We start from the raw sequence: 22,645 nt of genomic DNA, 5'->3' as shown, positions 1-22,645 counted from the left end.
AATCCCCCGCGCCGATCGGTTCAGGTGGAAAGGTCGATTGCGTCAGGCGGCCGGGCCGGAGCGGGTGGCCGACCGGCCGGCCCGGTAGGCGCGCATCTTGGCCCGGCTGCCGCAGATGCTCATCGTGCACCAGCGGCCCCGCCCTGCCGGGCTGTGGTCGTAGTACACCCACTGGCAGCGGTGCGCGGCGCACGCCTTCAGCCGGGGCCAGGTGCCGGCGGTGGCGGCGTTCAGGATCGCGGCTGCCACGCCGGCGATCAGCGCCGCCGACCCGCCGAGCCCGGTCGCCGGCACCGCCCGCGCCGCACCGGTCCCGTCGATGGTGAGCAGCAGCGGGGACGTGCCGAGGGTGTAGCGCAGCGCGGCGGCGGACGCGGCCGGTACCTCGCTGCCGGCGTGTCCCCGGCAGGCGTCCCGCAACGCCTCCCGGAACCGCCGGGTCTCGGTCACGTCGGAGTCGGTGAAGCTGAGTCCGGCCGCGTCGTGCGCGGCGGCGAAGGCGGTGAGTTCGGCGATCGTACGCAGCCGGTCGCGGCCCGCCTCGATGTCGACGGTGTTCAACAGGTCCTGCACCAGTGCCAGCGGTCCGGGCGCGGGGGAACGGTCACCGGGCTGCCTCATGGCGCCACCGTACGCACCCGGTGCCAGCCTGAGGTAGCCGCTATCAATTCTTTTTAGTCAATGCCTCGGAATGAGTTCGGACGTCAGCGGGTCGATGCCAGCCGGTGGGTGAGCGCGGTGTGCCGGCGACCGGTGCCGGCGGTACGGACCGCGATGGCCAGCGCCTTGCGTGACCCGGCCAGTACCACCAGCTTCCGGGCCCGGGTCACCGCCGTGTAGAGCAGGTTCCGTTGCAGCATCGTGTAGGAGCCCATCGTCACCGGTACCACCACGGCCGGATATTCGCTGCCCTGCGACCGGTGCACCGTGATGGCGTACGCGTGTTGCAGCTCGTCGAGTTCGTCGAAGTCGTACCCGATCTCCTCGGCCTCGTCGGTGCGGACGGTGAGCTTCCGGTCCTCCACCGACAGTTCGGTGACCACCCCGACGGTGCCGTTGAAGACCCCGGCGGCGCCCTTGTCGTAGTTGTTCCTGATCTGGATGACCTTGTCGCCGACCCGGAACACCCGGGCACCGTGCCGGCGCTCCGGCTGCCCCTCCCGGTACGGCGAGATCGCCTGTTGCAGCGCGGTGTTCAGGCTGCCGGCGCCGGCCGGACCCCGGTGCATCGGGGTGAGCACCTGGATGTCCCGGGGACGCAGGCCGAACTTGCGCGGCACCCGGCGGGCGACGATGTCCACCACCAGTTCGGCGGTAGCGTCCGGCTCGTCCACCGGAAAGAGGAAGAAGTCGGGATATTCGCCGAGCAGCGGCGACTGGCCGGCGTTGATCCGGTGCGCGTTGACCACCACGCCGGACTTCTGGGCCTGCCGGAAGATCTTGGTCAACCGGACCCGGGGGACCGACTCGGCACCGAGTACGTCCCGGAGCACCTCGCCGGCCCCGACCGAGGGCAACTGGTCGACGTCGCCGACCAGCAGCAGGTGCGCGCCGGGCGCGACCGCCTTGACGAGCTTGTTCGCCAGGATCAGGTCCAACATGGACGCCTCGTCCACCACCACCAGGTCGGCGTCGATCGGGTTGTCCCGGTCGTGCGTCGGGTCGCCGCCGGGCCGCAGTTGCAGCAGCCGGTGTACGGTCGCCGCCGGATGCCCGGTCAGTTCGGTCATCCGCTTCGCGGCCCGGCCGGTCGGCGCGGCCAGCACGATCTTCGCGCCCTTGGCGGCGGCGAGCGCGATCACCGACGAGACGGTGAACGACTTGCCGCAGCCGGGTCCGCCGGTCAGCACCGCGACCTTCGAGGTCAGCGCCAGCCTGACCGCGGCCTCCTGCTCCGGGGCCAGTTCGGCACCCGTCCGGGTACGCAACCAGGTCAACGCCTTCGCCCAGTCCACAGTGGCGAATGCCGGCATCCGGTCGCTCCGGTGTCGCAGCAGCCGCAGCAGGCTGGCGGCGAGCGCCGACTCGGCCCGGTGGAACGGCACCAGGTAGACCGCCGGAATCGTGCCGCCCTCACTGCTGCTCGCGTTCGGCACCGCCTCGCGTACCACGCCCTCGTCGGCGGCGAGGTCGGCCAGGCAGCCCCGCACCAGCTCCACCGGTACGCCGAGGATCTCGGCGGCGTCGGCGATCAGGTTCGGTTCCGGCAGGTAGCAGTGCCCGCCGTCGGCCGCCTCGGAGAGGGTGTACTGGATGCCGGCCCGGACCCGCTGCGGACTGTCGTGTGGGATGCCGACGCCCTGGGCGATGGTGTCCGCGGTCTTGAACCCGATCCCCCAGACGTCGGCGGCCAGCCGGTACGGCTCGTTGCGGACGACCGAGATCGACCCGTCGCCGTACTTCTTGTAGATGCGTACGGCCAGTGAGGTGGAGACGCCGACGCCCTGGAGGAAGACCATCACCTCCTTGATGGACTGTTGCTCCACCCAGGCGGCGGCGATCAGCTTCGTCCGCTTCGGGCCGAGCCCGGGGACCTCGACCAGTCGTCCGACCTCCTCCTCGATGACCCGCAGCGTGTCGACGCCGAAGTGCCCGACGATCCGCTCCGCCATCTTCGGGCCGATCCCCTTGATCAGCCCCGAGCCGAGGTATCGCTCGATGCCCTGCACCGTCGCCGGCAGCACCGTCGTGTACGACTGCACCTCGAACTGCCGCCCGTACTTCGGGTGCGTGCCCCAGCGCCCGACCAGCCGTACGCTCTCGCCGGGCTGCACCCCGAGCAGCGAGCCGACCACGGTCAGCAGGTCGGGGCCGGTCCGCTCGGTGGCGAACCGGGCGATGGTGTAGCCGGTCTCCTCGTTGGCATAGGTGATCCGTTCCAGCACCGCCTCCAGCACCACGCCGCCCGACCGGTCGGCGGGACGGCGCTCGGCAGTCGACCCCGAGGGTGCCTCGGTCGACGCCGACGGTGCCTCGGTCGGCGCCTGCCGTGGGGCGGTCGGCGCCTGCTGTCCGGTCACGGAAGCATCATGCAGCACGGCTGCGTCACCCACGTCCCGGTCGCCCCGGTCGCCCCGGTGGGCCCGCTGGCCCCGGCCGTCGCCAACTGCGGAGATCCCGGCCCACGCCGGCACGGCCCGGCTTAGCGTGAGGCCATGGACGACGGGGCGCGGGCGCTGGTTATCGACGGTGAGCTGCACGATCTCCTGGTGATGCTGGCCAGGAGTCGGGACGAGACGGTCGGCGAGACGGCCACCCGGATCATCGAGGCGGAGTTCGACCGGATCAACCCGGGAATGCTGGACGACATCCGCCGCCCCGGCGCGGCGATCAAACGCCTCTACGCGGCGACCGGGCGGCCGGTCCCGCCGGCCTTCCAGGAGATGGTCGAGCGCGAGTTCGGTGGTGCCGCCGGGCTGCGCGAACTCGACGACACCGGCCAACTGCAACGCATGTAGCCGCCGACCCGGGGGGAGGCGGGCCGCCGGGGAGGCGGGATCGGCTGCCCCCTGTGTAGTGGCGGGCCGGGTAAGAATGGCCACGATGATCGAGGCCATCGAACTGACGAAGCAGTACCGGCGGGTCCGGGCCGTGGACGGCGTGACGTTCTCCGCCGTACCGGGTCGGGTGACCGGTTTTCTCGGGCTGAACGGCTCGGGTAAGACCACCACGCTGCGGATGCTGCTCGGGCTGAGCCGCCCGACGTCCGGCCGGGCACTGATCGACAAGCGGCGGTTCCGCGATCTGGCACATCCGCTGCGGCAGGTCGGCGCCGTCCTCGAACAGGGCATCAGCCACCCCGGCCAGGTCCGGCCGGGCGCATCTGGTCACCCAGGCAATCCTGGCCGGCGCCGGCCGGTCCCGGGTCGACCACCTGATCGAGTACGTCGGCCTGGCGCACGCCGCCGACCAGCGCACCGGCGACTACTCGCTCGGCATGCGGCAGCGGCTCGCGGTGGCGACCGCGCTGCTCGGCAGCCCGCCGGTACTGATCCTGGACGAGCCGGCGAACGGCCTCGACCCGGAGGGGATCGCCTGGTTGCGCGAGCTGCTGCGCGAGCACGCCCGGGCCGGCGGCACCGTCCTGATCTCCAGTCACCTGCTCGCCGAACTGGCCCAGCTCATCGACGACGTGGTGATCATCGCCAAGGGTCGGGTCAGGTGCGCCGCCCCGCTCGCCGAGCTGTACGGCGGCACCACCCGCCGGCTCCGGATCCGGGGCGGTGATCCCCGGCGGCTGTGGCAGGCGTTCGAGCGGGCCGGCGCCCGGGTCAGCTCGGACGGGCACGCGCTGGAGGTGTGGGGCCTCTCCCCGGAGCACGCGGGTGAGATCGTCTTCGTGGAGGGCCTGCTCGGCCGGCTCTCCGCGCCGCTGCCGTTCTCGGCGTTCCTCGGTGCCGGCGGCGGCGACCGGACGAGTCTGCTGATCGCCGCCGCCTGGACCGCGCTGGCCCTGGCCGGCGCGGTGCTCGCGATCCGCCGCGACCTCACCGCCGACTGATCGTCCGCCAGCCCTCGTACGCCAGCACCGGTGCCGGGTCGTGAACTGTTTTCCCGCGGCCTGCGGATAACAGGCGATGATGCCCTGCTCCGCGAAAGGTCGTGCATGAAACGTCTAAGACGGGTCAAGGCTGTCGACGTCACCACACTGACGGACGCGGCGGTCATCGAGCGGTCCGTCCAGGATCCCGAGAGCTTCGCGGCGATCTTCGACCGGCACGCGCCGTACATCCATCGCTACCTGGCGCGGCGGCTCGGTGCCGGTGTCGCGGACGACATGGTCGGCGAGACGTTCCTGGCGGCGTTCCGTCGTCGGGAGCGTTTCGACACCGCCCACGTCGACGCCCGGCCGTGGCTGTACGGGATTGCCACAAACGTCGTCAGCCAGCACCGACGCGAGGAAGAGCACGAGTACCGGCTGCGCCAGGCGTACGTCCCGGCGACGAGCGAGCCGTCGTACGCCGACCGGGTCGCCACGGCGGTGACCGCGCAGTCGCTGCGCCAGGTGTTGTTCGGCGCTCTGGCCAGGCTCTCCACCGGCGACCGCGACGTGCTGCTGCTGGTCGCCTGGGAGGAACTGACCTACGACGAGGTCGCTGCCGCGCTGGCGATCCCGGTCGGCACCGTGCGTTCACGACTCAACCGCGCCCGCAAGCTGCTCCGCACGGAACTGGGCGGCGACTCCACCAGCACCATCAAGGAGGCACTCAGCAATGGATGATCTGCGACTGCTCCAGCAGGTGGGTCAGGAGATCCCGCTGGCAACCCCCGACCAGTTGGCGCCGACCCGTGACCGGATCCTGGCCGCGATGACTCCCACGCCCGCCGCGTCTCCTGCGCCCACGACGATCCGACGCGAGGCTCGCCGACGCTGGCGGTTCGTGTTCGGCGGTGTGGCGGCGGCGGGTCTCGCGGCGGCGATCGTCTCGGTATTCGTGCTCGCTCCCGATCGGGTCGGCGGTGACGTGCCCGCTGCCAAGGCCGACGCTCGCCAGGTGCTGCGGGACGCGGCGGCTGCGGCGCTCCGGCTGCCCGACGTCGCCCCTCGTCCGGACCAGTTCATCTATACCCGGAGCCAGGAGGGCCGGAACCTGCACGAGAGTTGGCTGTCGGTGGACGGGACCAGGGACGGCCTCATCAGGACGACCTCTGCCGACGGCAAGACCGAAGACCTTCACCCGGGCTGCCGGGACGGGCGGAGGAACGCGGAGCGCGGCAACCTGGTAGTTCCGGGCCGGACCGAGCCGTGTACCCCGGAACCCAATTACCTCGACCTGCCCACCGACGCGGCGGCGATGGGGGCTTACCTGGCAGAGCACCGCAGCGGCGAGCCCGGTTCGGTGAACGCCGCCGGCAAGGACGTGATGGATCTCGGTTACGGCTACCTACGACCGCAGTCGCGGGCCGCGCTGTACGAGGCTGCGGCAGCGGTGCCGGGTCTACGCGCCGTCGAGAACGTCAAGGACGGCGCAGGCCGGCCAGGGATCGGAATCACCTGGCCGACGCAGGGAGGAACGGGCGACATCGTCCTCGTCTTCGATGCCAAGAGCTACGCCTTCCTCGGCGTCTCGGGATCGTCGGCGGTGCTGGCCCTCTCCGTTGTCGACAAGGTAGGCCAGACCGGCTGACCCACCCGTACCACCTCACCCGTACCACCTCACCCGTACCACCTCGGGCGGGCCGCCGCGCGGCGGCCCGCCCGAGCTTTCCCGTCGGTCCGCGCTGTCGAGCTGCCCCGGCTGTGCGCCCACGTCGCGCACGCATCGGACCGACCGCTCCCTTCCGTGGCGGCTGCGGAGACCCCCGCCCGACCCCCTGGAGGTTGGAACTCATGCGTTCTCGCCTGGTCCTGGTGCTCGCGGTCGTGTCGATCGTGCTCGGTGGTGCCCTGCTCGTGCTCGACGGACACGCCCGATTCCCCGCCGTCCCCGGTACGGCCTTTGCCGGCTCGGGAGTCCCCGCCGCGTCGACCCCGCCTCCGCCACCGCCTCCGCCGCCGACCCTGGTCGACAGTCCGGTCTCGGTGAAGGTGGACGGCTTCTTCGCGTGGGCCCTGCTGGACCGCGAGAGTGAACAGATCACCGGCTCGGCCAACAGCGCCAGATCGACCAACTCCACCGAATCGATGATCAAGATCTGGATCGTCTCGGACTTCCTGCGCCGTACGGCCTCGGCGGGCAATACGCCGTCGGACAGGCGGTTGAGACAGGCCAGCCAGGCAATCCGCAACAGTTCCAACGACTCGGCCGAGGCGCTCTACGACCTCGGCGGCCGGACGGCGGTGATCGAACGGATGATCTCGCGGTGCGGGCTGACGAACACGAGGGCGAGTACCAGGCCCGGCTACGTCGGCTGGTGGAGTTTCACCGAGATGAGCGCCCAGGACGCCGTACGGCTGGGCGAGTGTGTCAAGAGTGGCCGTGCGGCGGGGTCCGAGTGGACCAAGTGGGTCCTTAGGGAGATGCGCAACGTCTGGGGTACCACCGCCGAGAGGGATCAGCAGGCGACGAGGGAGGGCGGCCGGTGGGGCATCATCGACGGACTGCCCGACGAGCTGCTCGAAACGGACCCGGTGAGCATCAAGAACGGCTGGACCTCGCTCGCCTACGACGGCAAGTGGCATGTCAACTGTCTGGCCGTCAGTAACAAGTGGGTGTTGGCGGTGCAGACGCGCTACCCCGACGCGCGGGGTCTCGACTACGGCGCGCGGATCTGTGCCAGCGTCGCCTCTCAACTGGTGACCCCGAAGCCGGAGCCGTAGCGACTGGCTGGCGGGTTCCGAGCGCTCGGTGTCCGATCAGCGGTTCGGGTCGTGTGGGCGGATGGGCGGGCTGACGAGCAGGATGCCGTGCCAGAGGTCGAAGATGTCGGCGCGCGGCACGGGCAGGCGTACGCCGCAGGCTTCGACCAGGGCGCGCAGGGCGGCCCGCCGGTGGGTGCAGGGATGCCGTGCACCACAGGCGCAGCGGTTGCCGTCGGCACGATGGAGCTGGTGCAGGGCGTACGCGATCCGCCACAGCGTGGGCATCGGGCAACCCGGAGGTGGCTCGGCGGGCGGATGGAGTGGGTCGAACGGCAGCCCTGTCATCGGCCACCGTCGCCGTCCACGAGTCCGAGGCGGCGGCGCCAGCCGACGGTGAGCAGCGGTGCCACCCGGAGCACCGGCCCGACGTACGCCAGCAGTCGGCCGCGTCCGGTGTGCGGGACGACCGGTGGCAGCACCGGTAGGCCAAGCTCGACCAGGCGGTTCGCCGCCACGTTGGCCGGCTGGCACGGGCCGGCGACCAGGCAGATCGGACAGACGCCGGTCTCCCGATCGGGTACGTGCGCGGCGAGCACCTGATGTGCCGCGTCTGCTTCGACGCTCGCCCGGGAACGGTAGGTCGTCATCGGCTGTCCCCTCAGTCCCGAGGGTCGGTGTCGTGCGGGTAGGTGGATGGGCGCCCGGCCGCCCGGCCCGCCGTTCTTCGGGGGAAGAGGCGGGTCCGGCGGGCCGTGCCGTCGGCGGCCGAGCGCCCATCCGGCTTTCGGGGTATCGCGTCAGGTGACTGTGGATGTACGTTCAGCATGCACATAAATCGAGGTCTGTGCAAGCTTGCATATCAACGAGTCTTGCTGGATGCTGCTTCCGGACAGTCGATGGCGAGGAGGGTGTCATGCCGAACGAGCAGGCGTTCACGCTGCGGGCGCAGTGGCTCGGTCAACAGCTCCGCGAGATGCGCGAGTCGCGGAAGCTGACCTTGAAGGCGGTCGGTGACTTCATCAAGCGCGACCCGTCCACGGTCAGCCGCATCGAGTCCGGCATGCTGCCGGCCCGAGTACCCGAAGTGCTCGCCTACCTCGACATCTGCGGGATCGACGACCGGCAGCGCCGGGAAGACCTCAAGACGATGTCCGAGGACGCCTGGCAGAAGGGCTGGTGGGACGGCTTCACCGCCAACGTCGCCTCGTCCCTCATCGACTGGATCTGGCTGGAGAGCCGGGCGACCGAGATCCGTTCCTTCCAGGTCGGCGTGCTGCCCGGTCTCCTGCAAACCCGCGAGTATGCCGAAGCACTGATCCGCGCAGCTCATCCCGATGTGACCGAGGAGCAGATCGTCCGGTTCATCGAGCTGCGGATGATTCGACAGCAGCGGCTGGAGGGCGACGAGCCAGTCCGGCTCTCCGCTGTTATCGACGAGGGCTCGTTGCGGCGGCTGGTCGGTGGCGCCGAGGTGATGCGGGCGCAACTTGCCCATCTGCGCGAGGTGTCCCGGTACCGGCACGTCGAGGTGCTGGTACTTCCTGCGGAGGTTGGTGCGCACCCGAGCCCGAACGGTGCCTTCGACGTGTTCCAGATGCGCCCGCCCTACCCGGTGGCCGGCTACATCTCGACCACAGCCGGCAACGTCGTGGTGGAAGGCGACTCGGCCGAGACTCTGCTCCGGACGTACGATCGGTTGCGCGAGGTGGCCCTGTCGGAGAAGGCCACTCTCGCGTTCCTGTCGGATCTGGAAGCACATCTGGAGTGAGCCACATGGCGACACACGACGCAGTGCGGGCCGTCGCGCTGCCCGAGGTGGCCTGGCACGTCAGTACCCGTAGCGGCAACGGGGACGGCAACTGTGTGGAGGCGGGGCCGGTGTTGGACAGCAGCGGTCGGGTGGCGGTGCGGGACAGCAAGGACCGGGGCGGGCCCGTACTCGTTTACCGGGGCGCCGGCTGGACGGTCTTTCTCGACGCCGTCCGGAGCGGTCTGCTCGGTCCGGAGAACTGACCGGACCAGCCCCGTCGACTACTGGCCGGGCGGGGGATCCCGGGCAGTTATCCATCGTTCACGATGAATATTCCGACGTCCGGGCGCCCCGGCGTCGGTAGTCGAGAGCGAGGATTCCCGTGCGCAGTCGTCCGTCCCGACCGGCCCGCCGCTGGGCCCGTACCCTGATCCTGCCCTTCCTCGTCGTCGCCCTGGCCGGCACCGGTGGCACCGCCGCGCACGCGGCGGCGGAGGACACCGAGCCGCCGAGTACTCCCGGCCCGATCACCGTCGTCGGCACCACCGCCAACTCCGTCCAGCTCAGTTGGGCGGCCTCGACCGACGACGTCGGGGTGGCCGAGTACCACGTGTCGCAGATCTTCACCGACATCGCGATGCTGCACCGGACCCCCACCAACAGCATCGTGATCAGCGGAATGCTGCCGTCCCGGACGTACACCTTCGGGGTCTGGGCGGTGGACGCGGCCGGCAACCGGTCGGCGGCGCCGCCGTCGCTGCGCTTCACCATGCCGCCGGGGGACGGCCAGCCGCCGACTCCACCCGTTGCCCTCACCGTGGGGGCGGTCGGGGAGAACACCGTCGGGCTCAGGTGGGGAGCGTCCGCCGACAACGTGCTGCTCGCCCAGTACGAGGTGCTGTCGCTCACGCCGACCGGCAACACCGTGGTCGGACGGGTCTACCTGATGCCACCCGCCTATCCCAGCACCAGCACGACGATCGCCGGCCTGACGCCCCGGACCACCTACCGGTTGGCGGTGCGGGCGGTGGACGAGGCCGGCAACCCCTCGGCGCTGTCCAACGTGGTGACCGTGACCACCGGGCCGGCGCCCACCTGCACCGCCTGGCCCTCGCGCCGGGGCGCGGAGACCTGGATCGCGGTCCGGAACGTCGCACCGACCCAGGTCAACGGCTGGGGCCTGACCTGGGCGCTGCCGGACTCGCAGCAGATCGGCGCGATCTGGAACGCCGCGCTGGTCAGCCACACCGGCGGCATCGTCACCGCCCGGAACCTGAGCTGGAACGCGGTGCTCGATCCGGGGGTCACGGTGAGCATCGGGTACCTCGGCGGCGGGATCTTCCGGCCGAGCGGCATCGCCCTGAACGGCCAGGTCTGCGAGGTCGGATAGCCGACACGGGTGGAGGGCGCGCCGGAGCGTGCGCGCCCTCCACGACTACGCGCCAGCGGGCCCGCCGTCCGTCTCCGGGCCGGTTTCTCCCCGGATTCGGGTGCCGCGTGTCCTGTGATGTCGACCGGCGTTTATCTAGGTAATCGCACCTGTGCCGGTGCTGTCGATTGACAGGAATGCCGATATCCGAAGGAGTCGTCCGATCGCATGCGCCTAGGGTCCGGATGCTGACCGGTGGGCGACCTGCCAACGGGACACCTGCGGGTCACCGCGCTGGCCCGCCCGAGGCACGTGCCGGCGTACCTGCGGGCGGTGGTGCCTCGCGTACCGACCTCTTCCGGCAGGCGGCGGCGGTCGTCGCCAGCCCGGTCGGCGCCGACCGGCCGGCCCAGTGGTTCGTCCTGCTCCGCCGGGTGGTCCGGTACGACGCGGCGTGGCTCTCCCTCTTCGACGAGCGGCAGCACCTCTTCGCCGAGGTGGCCAGCACCGGGTACGACGACCGGATCCGGAACTACTTCCAGACTCCCGAGGTGGTGTCACAGGCCGAGCAGGCGGGGCTGACCGAGTCGCCCCTTCCGCAGCGTGGCCGGGACCTGCCGGTTCCGGCGACCGAGTACCCGGTCTGGAGCGACTACTACCTCCCGGCCGGCTACCGGGAGGGCCTGGCGGTCGGACTGTTCAGCCGAGACCGCCGGCACCTCGGCATGCTCGTGCTCAGTACCGAGGACCCGGACCATCCCACCGACGCGGAGCGGGACCTGATCCGGGTACTGGCGCCCCGGATCGCCCGTACCCTCGACCCGTTGCGGTCGCTGTCGGTGCTGGCGAGGGTCGTACACGACGCGGTCGCCGGGGTGGTGCTGACCCGTACGGGCGAGACGCTGCCGCTCTCCGGCCTGCCCGGGCATCCGCTGCTGGCGGTGGGTTCGGCGCTGCTGGCGGTGGTCGGCGAGCAGGCGCCCGACGGCGACGGCTCGATCTCGTTCCTCTGGCACGCCCGGCCGCTCCGCCGGCCGTCGTCCGGTTCGGCGTCCCCACCGGCGTCCCCACCGGCGTCCCGACCGGCGTCCCGGCCGGTGGGTGGCGCCGGGGACGTGCGGGACGGGCTGCTCCGGGTCCTGGTGCTGGGCTGCGCCGCACCGTCGACGCTGACCCGGGTGGTGATGCTCGCTCCGCTGCCCGGTGGTCGGTGCCCGCTGAACCGTCGTGAGCTGGTGGTCCTGGGACTGCTCCTGGCCGGCTGGACGGACGAGCGCGTCGCGGTCGGTCTCGACCTGCCGCTCGCGGCGGTCGCCGAGGCGGTGGAGCGGAGCGTCGCCGTCCTCCAGGCCCCGGACCGGCACGTCGCCCTGCTGCGGGCGGCCCGCCGGGGCTGGTTCATCCCACACCTGCCCGGTACGGCGCCACCGGACTGAGTGAGCGCCGTTCGGATCCGTCGCCGTTTCCGGTGGCGGCGCTCGCCGTTCTCTTAGGTAGCCGGCCCAGTGCGGGCGGGTCGATGCGGCGAGGAGTGGATCACCATGCGGGCGACGGCTCGGTGTACGGGGGATGGTTGACCTGCCACCCGGTGCCGCCGAGATCGTGACCGACGTGGAGCGGATCGCGGCGCTACCGGGAGACGTGCGGGACCGGGTGCGGGAACTGCTGAGGGTGCTGCACCGGCTGGTGCCGAGCGTCGCCTCGATGGTGCATCTGCTCAACCCGGAGCTTCGGGAGTTCCGGGGGCTGGGCGCGTCCGGTTACAACGCCGCGATCATCGCCTTCATGCACGGCTCGGAGCACTACCGGGAGATGGAGTTGGTCGGCATGGACCGGGACCGGCCGCCGATGTGCGTACGCGACGTGCCGGTGCCACTGGACGAGTTGCGGTCCTGGGCGGAGCACCTGGGGCCGGCCGGTTACCGGGAGGGGATCGGCGTCACCCTGTTCAGCCCGGACGGACGGCACCTCGGACTGATCACCCTGCACACCGACGACCCGGCCCAGCCGACCGACGAGACCCGGGACTTCATCGGGCTGCTCACCCCGATGATGGCCGACGCCGTGGACCCGATGCGGTCGATCGTCACGCTGTCGAGGATCGTCGCCAACGCGGAGTACGGCGTGGTGCTGACCCGGGGCGGCAACGTGCTGCCGCTGCCCGGGCTGTCGGACCATCCGCTGCTCGCGGTCGGGTCGCCGGTGCTGGAGGTGGCGGCGGCGGGTCTGCGCGAGGGTCACGTGCACAACTCGTTCCTGTGCCCGTACCCGGCGCCGGACGAGCCCGGCCGGCACGTCCAGGTGACCGTGCTGCCTTGCCCCTCCTCGGCACCGGCGCACCTGCTCGCGGTGGTGCTGATCTCCCCGACCGGGGACCTGCGCGGCCTGACCAGGCGGGAGCTGGAGATCCTCGGCCTGCTCGTCGACGGCTGGTCCAACCAGCGGATGGCGAGCCAGTTGGTGATCACCCAACGGACGGTTGCCGCGCACATCGAACACATCCTGGACAAGCTGGACGCCCCGACCCGTACCCTGGCGGCCGTCCGCGCGCTGCGCCTCGGCCTGTACGTTCCCCAGCCCCTCGCCCGGATCCGACGCTGACCGTCCCGTCGCCCCGACCGGGAACGCGCCGACGGACGCCGGATCGCCGGACCGGATCCGACGCCGTCCCATCCGGGACGACCAGATCGCGGGACCCGTCCGGGCCGCCGGAGTGGTCTGGGTCACAAGCCGGAACATGGAACACCGTTTGTTACTTGAGTCGTACAAGCTCAACTAACGATGGCAGGTGTGTGATGGCAACTCTTCCGGTTCTTCCTCTGACCGACGCTGTCCTGCTGCCCGGCATGGTCATCCCGGTGACCCTGGACGCGACCACCCAGGCAGCGGTGGACGCCGCCCGGGCCACGGGCGACAAGAAGCTACTGGCCGTGCCCCGGGTGGACGGGGAGTACGGCTCCATCGGCGTCATCGCCACGATCGAGAAGGTCGGCCGACTGCCCAGCGGCGAACCGGCCGCCGTGGTGCGCGGCCTGTCCCGGGCCCGGATCGGGTCCGGCGTGCCCGGCCCCGGCGCGGCCCTCTGGGTCGAGACCGTCGAGATCACCGAGCCGGCACCCGCCGGCCGGGCCAAGGAACTCGCCCGGGAGTACCGGGCACTGGTGACGTCACTGCTGCAACAGCGCGGTGCCTGGCAGGTCGTCGACGCGGTCGAGCGGATGACCGACCTGGCCGAGCTGGCCGACTCGGCCGGCTACGCGCCGTGGCTCACCCTGGAACAGAAGATCGAACTGCTGGCCGCGCCGGACGTGACCACCCGGCTCGAACTGCTGGTCGACTGGGTGAAGGCGTACCTGGCCGAGCAGGAGGTCACTGAGCGGATCAACACCGATGTGCGGGAGGGACTGGAGAAGTCCCAGCGGGAGTTCCTGCTCCGCCAGCAGCTCGCCGCGATCCGCAAGGAGCTGGGCGAGGACGAGCCGGACGGCTCGGCCGACTACCGCTCCCGGGTCGAGGCGGCAGAACTTCCCGACAAGGTACGCGAGGCGGCACTGCGCGAGGTCGGCAAGCTGGAGCGGGCCAGCGACGCCTCTCCGGAGGCGGGCTGGATCCGTACCTGGCTGGACACGGTGCTGGAGATGCCGTGGAGTACGCGTACCGAGGACAACACCGACCTGGTGCAGGCCCGTGAGGTGCTGGACGCCGACCACGCCGGACTTTCCGACGTGAAGGACCGGATCCTGGAGTACCTGGCGGTGCGCAACCGGCGCGCGGCCCGCAACCTCCAGGTCGTCGGCGGTCGTGGCTCGGGCGCCGTGCTGGCCCTCGGCGGCCCGCCCGGAGTCGGCAAGACCAGCCTCGGCGAGTCGGTCGCCCGGGCCCTGGGCCGGAAGTTCGTCCGGGTGTCCCTCGGCGGCATCCGGGACGAGGCCGAGATCCGTGGCCACCGCCGGACGTACGTCGGCGCGCTGCCCGGCCGGATCGTCCGGGCGCTCCGCGAGGCCGGCTCGATGAACCCGGTCGTACTCCTCGACGAGGTCGACAAGATCTCCGCCGGGTACGCCGGTGACCCGGCCGCCGCCCTGCTGGAGGTGCTGGACCCGGCGCAGAACCACACCTTCCGGGACCACTACCTGGAGGTCGACCTCGACCTGTCCGACGTGCTCTTCCTGGCCACCGCCAACGTGGTGGAGGCGATCCCCGGCCCGCTGCTGGACCGGATGGAACTGGTGACGCTGGACGGCTACACCGAGGAGGAGAAGGTCGCGATCGCCCGGGACCACCTGCTGCCCCGGCAGATCGAGCGGGCCGGACTGACCGTCGACGAGGTGAGCGTCTCCGACGAGGCGCTGGGCCGGATCGCCGCCGAGCACACCCGCGAGGCGGGAGTACGCCAGCTCGAACGCGCGCTGGCGAAGATCCTCCGCAAGGTCGCGGTCGCACTGGCCTCGACCGACGGCCCGGTACGGGTCGACACCGACAACCTGGCCAGTTACCTGGGCCGGCCGAAGTTCACGCCGGAGTCGGCGGAGCGGACGGCGGTACCCGGGGTGGCGACCGGGCTGGCGGTGACCGGCGCCGGCGGTGACGTGCTGTTCATCGAGGCGACCAGCATGGAGGGCGAGCCGGGGCTGACCCTGACCGGGCAGCTCGGCGACGTGATGAAGGAGTCGGCGCACATCGCGCTCTCCTACCTCCGGTCGAACGGCCGGGCGCTGGGGCTGGACCCGAACGCGCTGGCCGGGCGGCGGATCCACCTGCACGTACCGGCGGGTGCGGTGCCGAAGGACGGTCCTAGCGCCGGCATCACCATGGTCACCGCGCTGGCCTCGCTGGCCAGCGGCCGGCCGGTACGCCCGGAGTTCGGCATGACCGGCGAGGTGACCCTCTCCGGCCGGGTGTTGCCGATCGGCGGGGTGAAGCAGAAGCTGCTGGCCGCGCACCGGGCCGGGCTGACCGAGGTGATCGTGCCGGCCCGGAACGAGCCGGACCTGGACGACCTGCCCACCGAGGTGCGGGAGGCACTGACCGTGCACACCCTGGCCGACGTGGCGGACGTACTGGCGCTGGCCCTGCGGCCGGCGGACGACCCGGGGCTGCTCGACACCGCCGACGGCCCGGCGCTGGCCGCCGCCTGAGCCGACCCGACGAACCACAGACGGGCCGCCCGCGATGCGCGGGCGGCCCGTCGCCGGCTTTCAGCCGCCGGGCTTTCAGGTTGCCGGCGGCGGCGCCGGGTAGAGGTGGTAGCCGGCCACAGTCTCCGGGGTACTGCCGGGCATCCGCCGGGCCAGCTCGGCGTCCAGCGGTGAGCCGACCGGGGCCAGTACGGCCTGTGCCTGCGGGCGCCAGTAGCCGGGGTACCGGTTGAGCCCCCGGCCGAGCCGGTCGTCGACGACACCGCAGGTGACCCGCTCCGCGCTCAGGTACGTGATCCAGTTGCAGGTCCAGTACCCGCCGTGCACGTACGTCAGGCCCCGCTCGCGCAGCGCCGCCACCACCGCCGCCCTGTTCTCGCGGTCCGCCCGGTATTCCGGGACGGCGCCGGTGAGGCTCACCGTGCCGGCCAGCATGGTGACCGCGAGCGCGGCGATCGGCAGTGCCGCCGGTACCGCCCGGCGGCCACCGGCCCGGACCAGCCGCCAGAGTGGCCAGAGCGCCACCGGCAGCGAGATCAACAGAACCGACAGGTAGCGGGCGCTCTCCACCGGTGAGTCGGCGGCGGCCGGGCTGCGTACGTAGCTGAGCACGCTGAGCAGGCCGGCGCCGGCCAGTACCAGCCACATCGCCGGCCGGGCCCGGCCGGTCGGGTCCGAGGCGTCCGTGGCGCGGAGTTGGCGTACCGCCGTCACCAGGGCGACGGTGAGCAGGGCCAGGACGACCGGTCCCCACCAGAGCGACCAGCCGGCACAGGAACTCGGCTCGCACAGCCCCATCCCCAGCGGCAGGCCCAGCCAGGCGCCGCCGACGATCCGCTCCCACAGCCCGGCGTCGGTACCGGCCCCGTTGAGCTGGAGGAACACCCCGATCGAGTTCCCGCCCCAGCCGGCCTGCACGTTACCGACGACCAGCGGCAGTATCCCCACCAGCAGCCCGACCCCGACCAGCCCGCCGGTCCGTCGGGTCAACACCCGGGCGGTGCCGAGCAGCACCAGCGCGCCGAGCAGGTACGGCGCCGGCAGCCAGTGGTTCCATGCGATCAGCCCGAACAGGGCGCCCCAGCCGGCGAAGGCGTACCAGCGGGTCGCGGCGCGGGTGGCCAGCAGGTAGGTGAGCAGCAGCAGGCCGGCCACCATCGGGGCGGTCTCCGGATAGCCGCCACCGGCGATCAACTGGTTCTTCACGATCCGGTCGGAGCCGAGCGCCAGCAGCCCGACGGTGAGTACCGCCAGCCCGGCGGTGAAGACGCGCCGGACCAGCAGGTATGTCAGTACCAGGAAGAGCGCGTAGAGCAGCAGCGTGGGGATCCGCAGCGCGGTCACCGACGGTCCGGCCAGCGCGACCAGCGGCGCCGCCAGGTACGCCTCGACGGTGCCCATGTAGTGCTGCCCGTAGAAGAAGACCGGCAGGTCCCGCCCCTGCGCGATGTGCAGCGCCACCAGTCCCATGGTGGCCTCGTCGCTGTTGGTGGGCGGGGTGCCGACCACGGTCAGCCAGATCCGCCAGAGCAGACCGAGCGCACCCAGCGCGGCGGCGACCCAGCCATGGTGGGTGGCGGCGAGCCGGCCGTGGCGGGCGGGGCCGAGCCAACCGTGCCGCGCGACGGCCTGGTCGTCGCGGGCAGCGGCGGGCCGGCCGTGGCGGGTGGGTCGGGGGAGGCGGAGCGGCACGAGTCGGGAGTCTGTCACATGGCCAGCGGGTTTGTGCCGTACCGACGGCACTGCCGGACGTTGACCTCGACGTTGCTTGAGGTCGTAGTGTCGGTGGGCGCCGGTAGGGTCCGGGCGACTCGGTGTTCACAGGGGGGTGCCAGCGATGGATATGGAAGTCACGGCGTGGAACTCGCTCTACCACGCGATGCACGCCCAGCAGGACAGACGCCCGTTCTCCATCGCCACGCTCCGGCGCATCGCCGCTTTCGCTCGGCCACACCGCCGGCGACTGACCTATTATCTGCTGCTCAGCGTGGTGCTGGCGGTGCTCGCGGTGGCCACCCCGGTGCTCGCCGGCCGGGTGGTCGACGGGATCGTCGGCGGCGGGAGCACCGACCTGGTGGTCGGGCTCGCCGTGCTGATCGGGGTCGTCGCGCTGGCCGAGGCCGGCCTCGCGCTGCTGACCCGCTATCTCTCGGCGAGCATCGGCGAGGGGCTGATCCTCGACCTGCGTACGGCGGTCTTCGACCACGTGCAGAAGATGCCGGTGGCGTTCTTCACCCGGACCCGCACCGGTGCCCTGGTGAGCCGGCTCAACAACGACGTGATCGGCGCCCAGCGGGCGTTCTCCGACACTCTCTCCGGAGTGGTCGGCAACCTCGTCACGCTGCTGCTCACCCTGGTCGTGATGATCGGGATCTCCTGGCGGATCACCCTGCTCGCGCTCGTGCTGCTGCCGGTCTTCGTGCTGCCCGCCCGCCGGATGGGCACCCGGCTGGCCCGGTTGGAGCGCGAGGCCGCCAACCACAACGCGACGATGAGTACCCAGATGACCGAGCGGTTCTCCGCGCCCGGGGCGACCCTGGTCAAGCTCTTCGGCCGGCCGGCGGAGGAGTCGGCCGAGTTCGCCGACCGGGCCCGCCGGGTCCGCGACATCGGGGTACGCACCGCGATGGTCCAGTCGGTCTTCATCACCGCGCTCACCCTGGTCTCGGCCTTGGCGCTCGCCCTGGTGTACGGCCTCGGCGGCCTCTACGCGCTGCGCGGCCAACTGGAGCCGGGTGCCGTGGTCGCGCTCGCCCTGCTGCTGACCCGGCTCTACGCCCCGCTGACCTCGCTGGCCAGCGCCCGGGTCGAGGTGATGAGCGCGCTGGTCAGCTTCGAGCGGGTCTTCGAGATCCTCGACCTCAAGCCGCTGATCAGCGAGAAGCCCGACGCGGGCCGGGTACCGGACGGACCGGTCTCGGTCGAGCTGGCCGGGGTGACCTTCGGCTACCCGTCGGCCGACAAGGTCTCGCTGGCCTCGCTGGAGGAGGTCGCCACCCTGGACACCCGGGGCGGGGTGGACGTGCTGCACGACGTGTCGTTCCGGGTCGAGCCCGGTCAACTGGTGGCCCTGGTCGGCTCCTCGGGGGCCGGCAAGTCCACCATCGCCCAGCTCGTACCCCGGCTCTACGACGCCGACTCCGGTGCCGTACGCCTGGCGGGGCAGGACGTCCGGGACCTCACCGCCGACTCGATCCGGGACACCCTCGGGCTGGTCACCCAGGACGGGCACCTGTTCCACGACACGATCCGGGCAAACCTGCTGCTGGCCCGGCCCGGCGCGACCGAGGAGGAGCTGTGGGACGCGCTGCGCCGGGCCCGGCTCGCCGACCTGATCGAGGGACTGCCGGACGGGCTCGACACGGTGGTCGGCGAGCGGGGCTACCGGCTCTCCGGCGGTGAACGGCAGCGGCTGACCATCGCCCGGCTGCTGCTGGCCCGGCCCCGGGTGGTGATCCTTGACGAGGCGACCGCACACCTCGACTCCACCTCCGAGGCGGCCGTGCAGGCGGCGCTCGGCGAGGCGCTGGCCGACCGTACGGCGTTGGTGATCGCGCACCGGCTCTCCACCGTACGGGCCGCCGACCAGATCCTGGTGGTCGAGGAGGGCCGGATCGTGGAGCGCGGCAGCCACGACGAACTGCTCGCCGTAGGTGGCCGCTACGAGGAGCTGTACCGGACCCAGTTCGAGCAGGACGAGCGGCCCCGGGCCGAGGAGACGGCGCTGGTTCCCGGCTGACCCGCCGCCGCGTAGGTCGACGGCCCCGGCCCGGCCGCTCGACCGGCTTGCCTCTGCTGCCGCGTGGGTCGACGGCCCCGGCGCGGCTGCTCGATGGGCAGGGTTGCTCGACCGGCGCGGCTGCTCGAACAGCAGGGGTTGCCCGACCGGCTCGCGGCCGAGGAGGCGGCCGGTGGGGGACGGCGTGGCGGACCGGTGCGGCCCGACCCGACAATGGTGGGGTGACAACCGAGCCATCCCGACCCATGTCATCTGCCGGATCGATTCCCGCCCAGCCGGCGCCCCCAGAGATCACACCGGAGGTCGCGCCGGAGACCTCGCCCGCCCCCGAGACCTCGCCGCCGGAGATCCCGGCCACTCCCGCGACACCGGACGTGCCGACCACGCCGGAGGTGCCGGACACGGCGGAGGCGCCGGCCCCGGCCGCGGCGACGCCGGCACCGTCGGCCACCGAACCGGCGCCGGCATCGGCCGACTCCGCGCCAACCGACTCCGCCCCGGCTGACTCGACGGCGGGGAAGTCGTCGGGCGACAGCTCGGCGAGTCCGACCAAGGTCCGGATCGACACTCCCGGCGCCACCATCGAGATCGAGGCCAACGAGTCGCTCGCCGAGGTGGTGGCGACCGCGCTGCGACTGTTCCACGAGGCCGGCGGCTGGCCACAGGTGAACAGTCGGGCCGCCGGGTTCGCCCAGGCCGAACGCCGGGACACCTATCCGGTACAGCCGAGTTCGATGCCGCACGGGCCGGGGTCGTATCCCATCCAGATGCCGTAGCCGCCGGCCGTCAGCCGGGAAACTCGGTGTACCACGGATAGGTGAAGGCGGTGCAGCCACCGAACCGTTCGACAGTCGTCCAGAGCTGCTCCTCGCCGGTCGAGGTGTGCCGTTCCAGGGCGCGCATGCCGTCGTCCTCGGCCCAGCACAGGTCGTCGGCGAGGTAGACCGGATCCCACTCCCGTACCTGCCAATGGAGCGTGAGTTCGGGGTTGCGCCAGCCGGGCCGGATGTCGCGGATCCCAGCGCCGGCCACCGACACCCAGGCACGCCAGCCGGGTCGGACGGCCGGGCAGGGCGCCACCAGCAGCGTGCCGCGCCGGAGCGCGGCGATCAGCTCGGGTCTCTCCATCGCGGCTGCTCCTGGCTCCGAGTGCCGAACCACTCTGCTCGGCTCGCTACGCCACAGATTCTTCCCGGCCGGGAGGGCAGCCGACCATCGGCCAGGGAGCCGTGCCGGCGGGGCGTGAGGTAGCGGCGGCGGGCAAGTACCGTGGCCTGGTGGGCAACCCCTTGCAGACCCTTTCCCTGGCTGACCTGCGGCGCCGTACCAGCGAGAAGTGGCGGCGGTATCCGCCGGACGTACTGCCGCTCTGGGTCGCCGAGATGGACGTGCCGCTCGCCGAACCGGTCGCGCGGGCGCTGACCGAGGCGGTGGCGCTCGGTGACACCGGCTACCCGCTGGACGGTACGGACTACGCGTCGGCGCTCGCCGGGTTCGCCCGGGAACGCTGGGGCTGGGCCCCGACGGTCGAGCACACCCGGCTGGTCCCCGACGTGATGCTCGGCATCGTCGAGACGGTCCGACTGGTCACCGGGTACGGCGACGCGGTGGTGATCAGCCCACCGGTCTATCCGCCGTTCTACGACTTCCTCCGCGGTGCGGACCGGCGGGTCGTCGAGGCACCGCTGAACGCGGAGTACCGGCTCGACCCGGACGCCCTGGACCGCGCCTTCGCCGAGGCCGTCGCCGGTGGACGGCAGGCCGCCTACCTGCTGTGCAGCCCGCACAACCCGACCGGCACCGTGCACACCGCCGACGAACTCGCGATGGTGATCGAGCTGTCCGACCGGTACGGCGTACGCGTCGTGGTGGACGAGATCCACGCGCCGCTGATCTATCCGGGCGTGACGTTCCGGCCGTACCTCTCGATGCCCGGCAGTGAACGCGGCCTCACGCTGCTCTCCGCCTCGAAGGCGTGGAACCTGGCCGGGGTGAAGGCGGCGCTGGCGGTCGCCGGGCCGGCGGCCGTCGACGACCTGGCCCGGATGCCGAAGGTGGCCGGCGACGGCGCCAGTCATCTCGGCGCGCTCGCGCACACCGCCGCGCTCCGCTACGGCGGCCCCTGGCTCGACGAACTGCTGGCCGGGCTCGACCAGAACCGCCGGCTCCTCGGTGACCTGCTCGCCGAGCACCTGCCGCAGGTGCGGTACCGGCCGCCGGAGGGCACCTACCTGACCTGGCTGGACTGCCGGGACCTGGTCCTGCCGGACGGCGACTCCGGCGCACCGGCCGACCCGGCCCAGGTGTTCCTGGAGCGGGGCCGGGTCGCGTTGGTCTCCGGGCCGCTCTTCGGGACCGGTGGTACCGGACATGCCCGGTTCAACCTGGCGACCTCGCCGGAACTGGTCACCGAGGCGGTCCGCCGGATGGCCGCCGCGCTGCGTTGACCGCCGTACTGCGTTGACGGCCGCCTGCGTTGACCGCCGCGCTGCGTTGACCGGTCGGCGGCGGGTCAGAAGTCGCGCCGGTCGTCGCACCAGGTGTCGACGGCCTCCGGTGGCAGACTGCTCGGCATGACGGACGGAGATCCGGCGACCCGGGACCCGCGGGTGGCGCTCGGTGGTGGTACGGGCCAACCGGTGCTGCTGCTGTTGCACGGGATGGGCGCGACCGGTGCGGTGTGGCGGGGCTGGGCAGGGCTGCTCGCCGACCGCTGGCCGGGCCGCTGGCTGGCGCCGGACCTGCCCGGGCACGGCGGCTCGGCCCCACTCGACCGGTACTCCTTCGCATCCTTCGCCGACGGCCTGGCCGGGCTGTTCGCTCCCGGCGACCGGGTGGTGGTGTTCGGGCACTCGCTGGGCGGTGCGGTCGGGTTGGCGCTGGCCGGGCGGGGCTCGGACGAGTCGACCGGTACCGGGCCGGGTTGGGCGGTCGAGGCGGTGGTTGGGCTGGGTGTGAAGGTCGGTTGGACGGCCGAGGAAGTGGCCAGAGCCGCCGCGCTGGCCGCCCGCCCGGTCGCCTGGTACGACTCCCGTGCCGAGGCCGTCCAGCGGTATCTGCGGGTGTCCGGCCTGCTCGGCCTGGTCGAACCGGACGATCCGATGGTCGACGCCGGAATCGTCCCAGCCGAGGACGGCCGCTGGCGGCTGGCGATGGATCCGTGCGCGTTCGGTGTCGGGGCACCCGAGATGGGCAGTTTGCTGGCGGCGGTGTCGGTGCCGGTGCTGCTGGCCCGTGGCGAGCGTGACCCGATGGTCGGCGACGACGAGTTGGCCCGGTTGGGCGTAGCGTCGCGTACGTTGTCCGGTCTGGGGCACAACGCCCATGTCGAGGATCCGGCTGCCGCCCTGGCGCTGCTTGAATGGTTCGTCGCTGTCCGGTCCTAGCCCCGATGTCCGGATTTGGG

At 71.9% G+C, this 22,645-nt stretch carries 21 protein-coding genes and 1 pseudogene; 16 read left to right on the top strand and 6 right to left on the bottom strand.

What is annotated here, in order from left to right; translation table 11 throughout:
• Positions 1-42: 42 nt before the first annotated feature.
• Entirely contained in the window at positions 43-621 is a 579-nt protein-coding gene (locus Pma05_RS21520; protein WP_203859256.1) for a CGNR zinc finger domain-containing protein, read from the bottom strand.
• 83 nt (positions 622-704) lie between these two features.
• The gene (gene recD2, locus Pma05_RS21515) at positions 705-2,900 is read right to left on the bottom strand and encodes an SF1B family DNA helicase RecD2 (RefSeq protein WP_203859311.1); all 2,196 of its coding nucleotides are present in this window, start codon (positions 2,898-2,900) and stop codon (positions 705-707) included.
• Positions 2,901-3,155: 255 nt separating this feature from the next.
• Between recD2 and Pma05_RS21510 the strand changes: the two genes are divergently transcribed.
• From Pma05_RS21510 to Pma05_RS21490, 6 genes and pseudogenes are all read left to right on the top strand, one after another.
• Entirely contained in the window at positions 3,156-3,458 is a 303-nt protein-coding gene (locus tag Pma05_RS21510) for a hypothetical protein (RefSeq protein WP_203859255.1), read from the top strand.
• 76 nt (positions 3,459-3,534) lie between these two features.
• A pseudogene (locus Pma05_RS43525) lies at positions 3,535-3,726 on the top strand (ATP-binding cassette domain-containing protein); the annotation flags it as partial.
• 16 nt (positions 3,727-3,742) lie between these two features.
• Positions 3,743-4,501 carry an AAA family ATPase gene (locus Pma05_RS42655; protein WP_307836875.1) on the top strand — a complete coding sequence of 253 codons (759 nt, stop codon included), beginning with the start codon at positions 3,743-3,745 and terminating at the stop codon, positions 4,499-4,501.
• A gap of 105 nt (positions 4,502-4,606) precedes the next feature.
• Positions 4,607-5,221 (top strand): RNA polymerase sigma factor, encoded by a 615-nt coding sequence (locus tag Pma05_RS21500; protein ID WP_203859254.1) that lies wholly within the window; start codon positions 4,607-4,609, stop codon positions 5,219-5,221.
• Positions 5,214-6,128 (top strand): CU044_5270 family protein, encoded by a 915-nt coding sequence (locus Pma05_RS21495; protein ID WP_203859253.1) that lies wholly within the window; start codon positions 5,214-5,216, stop codon positions 6,126-6,128. The genes Pma05_RS21500 and Pma05_RS21495 overlap by 8 nt, the downstream gene beginning before the upstream one ends.
• Before the next feature lie 203 nt (positions 6,129-6,331).
• Positions 6,332-7,261: a hypothetical protein gene (locus tag Pma05_RS21490; protein WP_203859252.1), complete on the top strand. Its 930-nt coding sequence runs from the start codon at positions 6,332-6,334 to the stop codon at positions 7,259-7,261.
• Positions 7,262-7,297: 36 nt separating this feature from the next.
• Here Pma05_RS21490 and Pma05_RS21485 read toward each other — a convergent pair whose 3' ends face one another.
• Together Pma05_RS21485 and Pma05_RS21480 are read right to left on the bottom strand one after the other, a co-directional pair.
• Entirely contained in the window at positions 7,298-7,528 is a 231-nt protein-coding gene (locus Pma05_RS21485; protein ID WP_203859251.1) for a hypothetical protein, read from the bottom strand.
• A 56-nt stretch (positions 7,529-7,584) separates the two neighbouring features.
• A complete protein-coding gene (locus tag Pma05_RS21480; RefSeq protein ID WP_203859250.1) occupies positions 7,585-7,890 on the bottom strand; it encodes a hypothetical protein in 306 nt (101 codons plus the stop codon).
• A gap of 266 nt (positions 7,891-8,156) precedes the next feature.
• Here Pma05_RS21480 and Pma05_RS21475 point away from each other — a divergent pair, with 266 nt between their 5' ends.
• The 6 genes from Pma05_RS21475 to lon all read left to right on the top strand — a co-directional run bounded on the left by Pma05_RS21475 (position 8,157) and on the right by lon (position 15,500).
• Complete coding sequence (locus Pma05_RS21475; RefSeq protein ID WP_203859249.1) at positions 8,157-9,011, top strand: helix-turn-helix domain-containing protein; 855 nt, start codon at positions 8,157-8,159, stop codon at positions 9,009-9,011.
• Between the two features lie 5 nt (positions 9,012-9,016).
• Positions 9,017-9,256: a DUF397 domain-containing protein gene (locus Pma05_RS21470; RefSeq protein ID WP_203859248.1), complete on the top strand. Its 240-nt coding sequence runs from the start codon at positions 9,017-9,019 to the stop codon at positions 9,254-9,256.
• Positions 9,257-9,375: 119 nt separating this feature from the next.
• Positions 9,376-10,383, top strand: a complete 1,008-nt coding sequence (locus Pma05_RS21465) for a fibronectin type III domain-containing protein (RefSeq protein ID WP_203859247.1) — start codon at positions 9,376-9,378, stop codon at positions 10,381-10,383.
• 224 nt (positions 10,384-10,607) lie between these two features.
• On the top strand, positions 10,608-11,798 hold the full coding sequence (locus tag Pma05_RS21460; protein WP_203859246.1) for a hypothetical protein: 1,191 nt from the start codon (positions 10,608-10,610) through the stop codon (positions 11,796-11,798).
• Positions 11,799-11,931: 133 nt separating this feature from the next.
• Positions 11,932-12,963: a response regulator transcription factor gene (locus Pma05_RS21455; RefSeq protein ID WP_203859245.1), complete on the top strand. Its 1,032-nt coding sequence runs from the start codon at positions 11,932-11,934 to the stop codon at positions 12,961-12,963.
• A 194-nt stretch (positions 12,964-13,157) separates the two neighbouring features.
• Complete coding sequence (gene lon, locus Pma05_RS21450; RefSeq protein ID WP_203859244.1) at positions 13,158-15,500, top strand: endopeptidase La; 2,343 nt, start codon at positions 13,158-13,160, stop codon at positions 15,498-15,500.
• Between the two features lie 75 nt (positions 15,501-15,575).
• Here the strand turns inward: lon and Pma05_RS21445 are convergent, their stop codons facing one another.
• Positions 15,576-17,192 (bottom strand): glycosyltransferase family 39 protein, encoded by a 1,617-nt coding sequence (locus Pma05_RS21445; protein WP_203859243.1) that lies wholly within the window; start codon positions 17,190-17,192, stop codon positions 15,576-15,578.
• 145 nt (positions 17,193-17,337) lie between these two features.
• Between Pma05_RS21445 and Pma05_RS21440 the strand changes: the two genes are divergently transcribed.
• Both Pma05_RS21440 and Pma05_RS21435 read left to right on the top strand, forming a co-directional pair.
• On the top strand, positions 17,338-19,239 hold the full coding sequence (locus Pma05_RS21440) for an ABC transporter ATP-binding protein (protein WP_203859242.1): 1,902 nt from the start codon (positions 17,338-17,340) through the stop codon (positions 19,237-19,239).
• Between the two features lie 245 nt (positions 19,240-19,484).
• Positions 19,485-20,015 carry a hypothetical protein gene (locus tag Pma05_RS21435; RefSeq protein ID WP_203859241.1) on the top strand — a complete coding sequence of 177 codons (531 nt, stop codon included), beginning with the start codon at positions 19,485-19,487 and terminating at the stop codon, positions 20,013-20,015.
• A 10-nt stretch (positions 20,016-20,025) separates the two neighbouring features.
• Here the strand turns inward: Pma05_RS21435 and Pma05_RS21430 are convergent, their stop codons facing one another.
• Positions 20,026-20,367 carry a hypothetical protein gene (locus tag Pma05_RS21430; RefSeq protein ID WP_203859240.1) on the bottom strand — a complete coding sequence of 114 codons (342 nt, stop codon included), beginning with the start codon at positions 20,365-20,367 and terminating at the stop codon, positions 20,026-20,028.
• A 149-nt stretch (positions 20,368-20,516) separates the two neighbouring features.
• On the opposite strand from Pma05_RS21430, the gene Pma05_RS21425 reads away from it, so the two are divergent.
• The gene (locus Pma05_RS21425) at positions 20,517-21,686 is read left to right on the top strand and encodes a MalY/PatB family protein (protein WP_239312805.1); all 1,170 of its coding nucleotides are present in this window, start codon (positions 20,517-20,519) and stop codon (positions 21,684-21,686) included.
• Between the two features lie 126 nt (positions 21,687-21,812).
• Entirely contained in the window at positions 21,813-22,625 is an 813-nt protein-coding gene (locus Pma05_RS21420; protein ID WP_203859239.1) for an alpha/beta fold hydrolase, read from the top strand.
• Positions 22,626-22,645: the final 20 nt, after the last annotated feature.

Source organism: Plantactinospora mayteni, assembly GCF_016862935.1.
GTDB lineage: Bacteria > Actinomycetota > Actinomycetes > Mycobacteriales > Micromonosporaceae > Plantactinospora > Plantactinospora mayteni.
Note: the sequence above shows the minus strand (reverse complement) of the source record. Positions and strands in the feature narration are given on the sequence as shown.